Annotated in this window: 5 protein-coding genes; 4 read left to right on the top strand and 1 reads right to left on the bottom strand. The window is 45.8% G+C overall.

Annotated elements, in window-relative coordinates:
- Positions 1–145: 145 nt before the first annotated feature.
- Complete coding sequence (abc-f, locus tag ACE41H_RS22530; RefSeq protein ID WP_375357811.1) at positions 146–2,086, top strand: ribosomal protection-like ABC-F family protein; 1,941 nt, start codon at positions 146–148, stop codon at positions 2,084–2,086.
- Positions 2,087–2,168: 82 nt separating this feature from the next.
- The gene (locus ACE41H_RS22525) at positions 2,169–3,125 is read left to right on the top strand and encodes a nucleoside hydrolase (RefSeq protein WP_375357810.1); all 957 of its coding nucleotides are present in this window, start codon (positions 2,169–2,171) and stop codon (positions 3,123–3,125) included.
- A 72-nt stretch (positions 3,126–3,197) separates the two neighbouring features.
- Here the strand turns inward: ACE41H_RS22525 and ACE41H_RS22520 are convergent, their stop codons facing one another.
- Entirely contained in the window at positions 3,198–3,413 is a 216-nt protein-coding gene (locus ACE41H_RS22520) for a helix-turn-helix transcriptional regulator (RefSeq protein ID WP_375357809.1), read from the bottom strand.
- A gap of 286 nt (positions 3,414–3,699) precedes the next feature.
- Between ACE41H_RS22520 and ACE41H_RS22515 the strand changes: the two genes are divergently transcribed.
- A complete protein-coding gene (locus tag ACE41H_RS22515; RefSeq protein WP_375357808.1) occupies positions 3,700–5,046 on the top strand; it encodes a helix-turn-helix domain-containing protein in 1,347 nt (448 codons plus the stop codon).
- An 839-nt stretch (positions 5,047–5,885) separates the two neighbouring features.
- On the top strand, positions 5,886–6,818 hold the full coding sequence (locus ACE41H_RS22510) for a helix-turn-helix domain-containing protein (RefSeq protein ID WP_375357807.1): 933 nt from the start codon (positions 5,886–5,888) through the stop codon (positions 6,816–6,818).
- Positions 6,819–7,496: the final 678 nt, after the last annotated feature.

Below are 7,496 nucleotides of genomic sequence, written 5' to 3'. Positions count from 1 at the left end.
AAAATGGGAATGGATGTCTTCTTTTTGGATGGGGCTTGCCGGCAAGGATGAAAAACGGCAAGTTCTTCAGTGGCCTCGCATATTCCTGCGGCCTTTTTTGTGCTGTGCGGGTCAGGGTCTTCATCACCTGGGGAGGACCTGTATTATGTATATTGTAAACGGACAACAATTGAAAGCTTATCATGGCGCAAACCTCATTCTGGACGGAGTGGATTTTGAAATCCATGAAGGCGAGAAAGCGGGGCTGATCGGACGCAACGGCAGCGGGAAAACAACACTGCTCAAGCTGATTGCACGCCAGAACAAACCGGACGAGGGCCTGCTTACCCATAAAAAGGATATCCGCATCGGATACCTGCCGCAAATTCCGGAGGAGTTCGAAGCACTGACCGTACATGAGGTGCTCGCATACAGCTACCGTGAGCTGCAGGATTGCCGCCGCCAGATGAACCGGCTGGAGCAGGAGATGTCCGCTCCCGGAGCTGCGGGCGATGCTGGAAGGACAGAGAAGCTGCTGAAAGCTTATTCCACGCTCCAGGAGCGCTTCGAACAGGCCGGCGGTTATGAGATGGATGCGAATATCGATCAGGTGGCAGACGGGCTGGACATTCCCAAGTCCGCATATGATCGTGTCTTCGGCACCTTGTCAGGGGGCGAGAGGACCAGGATCGTGCTTGCATCCCAGCTGATCGGGAAGCCGGACCTGCTGCTGCTGGATGAACCGACGAACCATTTGGATCTGAAAGGGCTGGAATGGCTGGAACAGTTTTTACATGGTTATACAGGAGCCTGTATCATCGTGTCCCATGACCGCTACTTCCTCGATGCCGTCATCGGCAAAATGATTGAGATTGAGGACGGCGAGGCGCACACCTACTTTACCAATTACAGCGGATATGTGAAGGAGAAGGAGGAACGCCTCCTCATTCAGTTCGCGGATTACCAGGAGCAGCAGAAGCGGATCAAGAAAATGAAAGAAGCGATACGGCGGTTCGAGGAATGGGGACGTATCGGGGACAATGAAAAGTTTTTCAAAAAAGCCGCCTCCATACGCAAAGCGCTGGAACGGATGGAATTGATCAAGCGCCCCGTGCTGGAGCGGCAGAGTGCCGATTTTGACCTGAACCCGCAGGACCGTTCAGGCAGAAGGGTGGTGCGCTTTGAAAATCTCCATAAGGCGTACGCCGGACGGACCATTCTGGCCGGTGCTGAAGGCAGCCTGGAGTTTGGCGAGAAGGTGGCGCTGTTGGGGGATAACGGTGCCGGGAAATCCACGCTGCTGCGTCTGCTGCTCGGTCAGGAGCAGCCCGACTCCGGCGTTGTGGAATGGGGCTCGCGTGTAGAGTACGGCTATTTGGCACAGCAGGAGGAGCGGGAGAAGCTTTCGGAACCCGTGCTGTCCTTTTTCCAGAAGGAAGCCGGTGTGGAGGAAGGGGAGGCCCGCAGTATTCTGGCCAGGTATCTGTTCTATGGAGCAGACGTCTTTAAGCCTGTGCGTATGCTGTCCGGCGGGGAATGGTCCCGACTGCGGCTGGCGCTGCTGGTGATGAAAAAGCCGAATCTGCTGCTGCTGGATGAGCCGACCAACCACCTGGACATCGATTCGCGGGAAGCGCTGGAGGAGGCGATTGAAGCCTTCCCCGGCACGGTGATGGTCATCTCCCATGACAGATATTTTGTCAACAAACTCGCGCAGCGGGTCTGGGAGCTGGAGCAAGGGCGTGTGACTTCTTACCTGGGAGGATTTGACGATTACCGGGAGAAGAAGCGCCAGCTTGCAGATGCCCGCAAGAGCCTGGAGGAGCGGGAAGAATCCGCTGCTGGCAAGGGGAAAGAAGCGGCCGGACCCAAGGCGAAAAAAGCTCAGCCGAACCCAGGAAAAGCCGAAGGCCCTGAGCGGGTCCCGGTTGTCCGAGAGAAGCTGGAGCAGCACATCGCTGCCCAGGAAGCCGCACTTGCCGCCACGAATGCCGAACTGGAACAGGCCGGTGATGATCCGGTGAAGCTGCAGGAGCTGTGGGCTGATCGTGAAGAGAAGCAAAAGCAGCTTGATGCATTGCTTGCTGAGTGGATTGAATTGGAATAGTTGCGTTGGCGCCCCTGGAATGCTTCAATGAGTAATGACGATGAACCGGAAGGTTCGATGAGCAGAAGGGGGAAGCAAGGAAATGACGGATAGAAAAAAAGTCATCATAGACACCGATACGGCAGGGGACGACACGATAGCCCTTCTGACGGCCATGCATTATTTTCAGGTTGAAGGCGTGATGATGACCGGCGGCAATGTGCAGTTTGACCAGCAGGTGGAAAATGCGCTTTATACGATTCAGGTGGCCGGCAAGGGCGGAAGCATCCCGGTCTACAAAGGGCATGAGAAGCCGATGCTGGCGATCGGAAAGCAGCGGCACCGGACGGTGGAGGATGTGCACGGCTCCGACGGCATGGGCGGAGCGAACTTTCCGCGTGCCGTTCAGCGGCCGGAGCAGGGGCATGCGGTGGATTTTCTGATTGAGAAGATCCATGCCCATCCCGGCGAAATTCATCTGCTGGCGATAGCGCCGCTGACCAACATTGCCATGGCCATGCAGAAGGACCCGGCGATCATCCCGAAAATTCCGCACCTGTATATCATGGGCGGCACAAATAATTCCCTGGGCAATATTACGCCTGCGGCGGAATACAATTTCTGGGTTGATCCAGAAGCGGCCAGAATCGTGCTGCATTCCGGCGTGCCGATCACGATGGTCGGTTGGGAGATGTGCACCCGCTATTCGGTAATGGACGATGCCAATCATGAGGAAATTGAGCGAATTGGTACAGCGGGGGCGAAGTTTTTTATTGACATTAATAGAGTGGTCAAGCAGTTCAACAAAGAGGTGCATCGGTTGCCGGGCACGACACACCCGGATACACTGCTGATGGCGGTAGCGGCCGACGAATCGATCATGACCCGTTCCGGCATGTATCATGTGGATGTGGAGACGGCGGGCGAGCTGACCCGCGGCTACAGCCTCGTAGATATCAACAACCGTCTGGAGCGTCCGCGCAATGTCAGAGTGTGCGAGGAAGTGAACCGGGAGGCATTTACCGCCATGTTGTATGAGGTGCTTGGAGCGATTCGTTAGGTTTTTTAAGGGCATCCTATAGAAAAAGAGAAAATGGATATTCGAGCTTGGTATCAGCTTGAATATCCATTTTTATTTACCCATAGGCTCAAACTTCCATTCCTCTATTTCTCTTGGATCAACATTCAGTAAGTGACCGATCAACAGTGCCAGAGTGACGTTAGGGACCACAATCCCGTATTCTATATTCTGGTAGTTTCGCAGCGTACATTTCATGTAGTTATTGATTTTTAGTACAAGTGATTCCTGGGTAAAGCCTGCGGCTTCCCTTGCTTCCTTTATTCTCAATGCGGATAGCTCCTCAGTTTTTATATATAACCATGATAGACGAGGAATAAATTTTATATCACGATTTATAATTCACGAATAATATTGCACGAAATATTATTCGTTGTATAATGAAAAAAGACATAGATGCCCTGATTCCTAGAGGGCCTATCACAATTTTCGCTTTTTGTGACTAAATTTGATGTATATATGCTGTTGACCGCTGTTCAATTTGGGGTGTACTATTATCTATAAACAAGCACTAAATTTTGGTTTTTTGTTTGTGTGCTAGAGGGGGTGAGTCTGGTTGAAGTCAGACAATACAATTCGTGAAACACTCAGTACATACATGCAGAAACATAATTTAGGTTTCACTCAATTTTCACGTATTTCTGATGTGAATGCCGGTACGTTGAGTCGGATGCTTCAAGGCACAAAGCCTATTTCACTCCGACAATTGGAGTCGATTACATCAGCGATGAGATTACCTGAAGATTTTTTGTTTGATTCGTACGTTGAAGAATGCTTCGCTTTTTCTCCGAGCATGCGGCGGATTCGCCCCTTTATTTTTCGGTGTGCGGAGCTGAACCGCTTGGATTGCATCGAACGGATCGTTCATCGGTTACTGGAGGATCTGTCCCACACTTCTGTTTTGTTTGATGTGGCTGAAGCCTTGTTCGCTTCTGATCATAGACAGGCTGCAGCGCTCATTTATACCCAGGTGAGCGAAGCGGAAAGATTCCAGCATTCGGAACGATTGGCCATTTGCCGTTATCGGCTGTTCGAGCTGTCATTAGGGGATGATCTGGAAGAGAATTTAAGATCGGCTGTTTTATTTGAGCCGTATGTGAGTCGTTTAGATGAAGCCGATCAGCTAGATGCATTGAAAGAGCTGATTGACGTTATGGTAACCGCTCATAAGTGGAAAAAGGTAGATGAACTTGCAGTGGAAATGCTGCGAATCGCTACGATCCAGTATGAACGGCCCTCAACTGAGCGGAAATCAAACCATCCGTTCTATTTCTATATTTTGTATGGTTGGCTTGCTCGGTCCACTGTCTGTGAAGAATTACAGGATTTCGATGGGGCTTTAAGTTATATTTCGCGGTACGGACAAGGAGAATCGTGGATTCGTGAGAAAGACGAAGAGGCGCGTAGGTATATTCACCGGTTTGCTGAATGGGCAAGTGCCAATACCTACTTATACCGAGTATTGTCCGGACAAGCCGACGCGTTAGAGGAATACGCTGATTTTGTTGCTTCCCGGCCAGATGAAATCTTTTACGCGTTGGGTTACATGGTCAAAGCAGCTAACCGCTTTGATTTTGATATTGATCACATATTGGATCGCTTTTCGGCGTACATTCCATCTATTGAGATGGAGGGGAAATATGGACCATATAACAATTCTGTGGTGAAGGAAAAGCTCGCCCGATTTTATAGCGATTTGGGAGTATATCGATTCAGAAGGGGCCATAGTAATGCTATAAATCTCATAATGGATGGTTTGCATTTATCTATTAATATCAACAGTGTACGAAATGTGGCTAACTGTTTGACACTAACACTGTCTGAAATACATCGGGAATGGGCGAATAAGGATGTGGAAAAGAAATTCAAAAAGCTGTCAAGAGAGGTGATTCAGCTTTTGTAGCTGTAGGTCTTCGACTACTCCAATCATTACACAATTGAACAACATTAGACGGGATAAGATTGAGTTTTTTAATATTTGTTTATTTCACAATACTTTTCATATATGGAAAGTATTTTTTTTGTTTCGGTTTTATTACTGCAGGCTTCAACGGATTCCAATAACTGGAGACTTGTCTTCTGCGTATGATTAGATTATTTGACATAAAAACCTAAAATATCACACAAGGAGGGGGAAACCAATGACTAACAGCTCCAAGATAATTCTTCAAGCTCGAATTGAGTGGGTGTGGGGCATATTGCATTTGCTGATGCAGAAGCATGGTAACTAGGTAAGCGCATCCCCTATGCTTCGAAATACAGGGTTAAATGAGACATAGGGCATGATTCTTTTGACTGAACCTGCGTTACTTTTTGCATGCTACAGTTGGTTTTTTGTACTCGTGTATACACTATGCGTTTTCCAGTTCCCAAAGGCTAAATGAAGCCATTTCTTCACTTCCGCGTTATACACCTTGCTCTTGGCTTAACAAAAGGGGCGGGCAAAGGTAGTAGATAGACCCGCGCTCGAAATCAATAAACGACTGCAGGCTTCTCCCTGATCATCGGACTCCGTATGTATTTATCTCCTAACTTAAAGTGCTACTTTAAGCAATTCGTAAATCATGTTACTTTTCCTGCTTGATGAGATCTACATCGATCATTCCTAACCTATGAGTATTCTTATACGACAGTATAGATTATTTTTCCATTAAAAATACATTATATACCTATTATAGAAATGAAATTAACATAATAAATTAATTTATTGAATACGAAAAAGTAAAGAGCAGGAGGGTATTTATGGATTTTAATAATATAGGAGAGAACATCCGTGCAATTAGAATGCAATTGGGTCTATCTCAGAAGGAGTTAGCAAGTGGTATCTGTACACAAGCGCAAATAAGCAATATTGAAAAAGGAAAAATCTATCCCTTGTCGACGACGTTATATCTAATATCTAGAAGGTTAGGAGTTGATATAAACTACTTTTTTGATATATCTGAGACACCACGTCTTGATTATGTAAATGAAGTGATAGACCTAGTACGTGAATTTATTCGAACTCGCGATTACGACAAAGTAGATAAAATCATTAGACTGGAAAAGAAAAATCCGTTATTTCAAACTCTTAGAAATATTCAATTTCTTACGTGGCATGAGGGTATATGCGAGTATTATTTAAAAAATGATAAAAACAAATCATTATTTCTGTTAAATCAATCTCTGACCCTGACATTGAGTGCTAAATATTCCCTGCGAGAAATAGAAATTCTAAACAGTATAGGAATCATTCATTGTGAAGAGGAGGAATTTGTTCAGGCTAATACTTATTTTAATAAGGCAATCGAATACTATGGAATTATAAATCCAAAAAGTGATTTTAAGATAATAGCTCGTATCTTTTATAATTATGCAAAGAGTTTGACAAGTTTAGAATCTTATGAAGAATCAATTAAATATTGTGAAAAGGGGATAAAAACTTGCTTTAAAAATGAGAGTTTATATTTACTTGGAGAATTATATTATCAAAAAGGTTTTAATTTTAATAAAATGGGTATAAATTCAGAATCGATTATTTTTATGAAAAAATCACTTCAAATAATGGAACTATTGAACAATGATGCTTTTATTGAACATATAAACTCGAAGATTAATCAAATTTCATCTTTAGTTGATTGTGATATTTCTTTCATAGAGGCTTCAAAAGCGGCCCCCCAGCCGAGAAAATTATGAGGACGATAATTAATCAGGCGTGAAGCCCCAACCAGTTCTTCCTCCACCATCTCAGCAAAATGATTTCTCTTCGTAAGGAAATTCGGTCTGTTGCACCAGCTTTCACAGTTCCAATACGAAAGGATAAATTGCTGAAAGGGTTAAAAAAGTAGTTTACCCGATTTCCGAGCGATTGACCATGCCGATGCTCAAATACATGAAAGACCTCTTGTTATTATTCCGTATCTGCTTCACTAACAAGTCACATTAGAGTGGTTTGCCGTGATCATCATCACTTCATGCTGCGATTCGACCATCTGGGCGTGCCGTCTGTCATTCGAGACCCTGCCCTGAACAGCTGATTTGGCAATCGAAAAGTGCCGAATTTTGCAGCGATGGATTTTGTCAATATGCGGCAACAAGTAAGGTTTATGCATAGGTTTGAAATGGAGCCTCTATGGGCATGATTCACTGCGAAGGGGCAAAGCGACAGGCTTCGCAGAGGCTGGTGAGCCTATCTTGCTCACCTTTCCATATCAAACCAGTTACTTTTGACTGCATAAACTATTGCTGCAAAACTGAGCACTATTATTTTGCAACAAACAACGGCCAATGCTATGAAACATTGATTCACTTTTTTCGTTCGAGCTTTGTCATTCGAATCATTGCGCCGGACTTAGCTTCAGGTGGTTCGTATTC

The sequence above is a fragment of the Paenibacillus enshidis genome, from assembly GCF_042136365.1.
Classification (GTDB): Bacteria; Bacillota; Bacilli; order Paenibacillales; family Paenibacillaceae; genus Paenibacillus; species Paenibacillus enshidis.
Note: the sequence above shows the minus strand (reverse complement) of the source record. Positions and strands in the feature narration are given on the sequence as shown.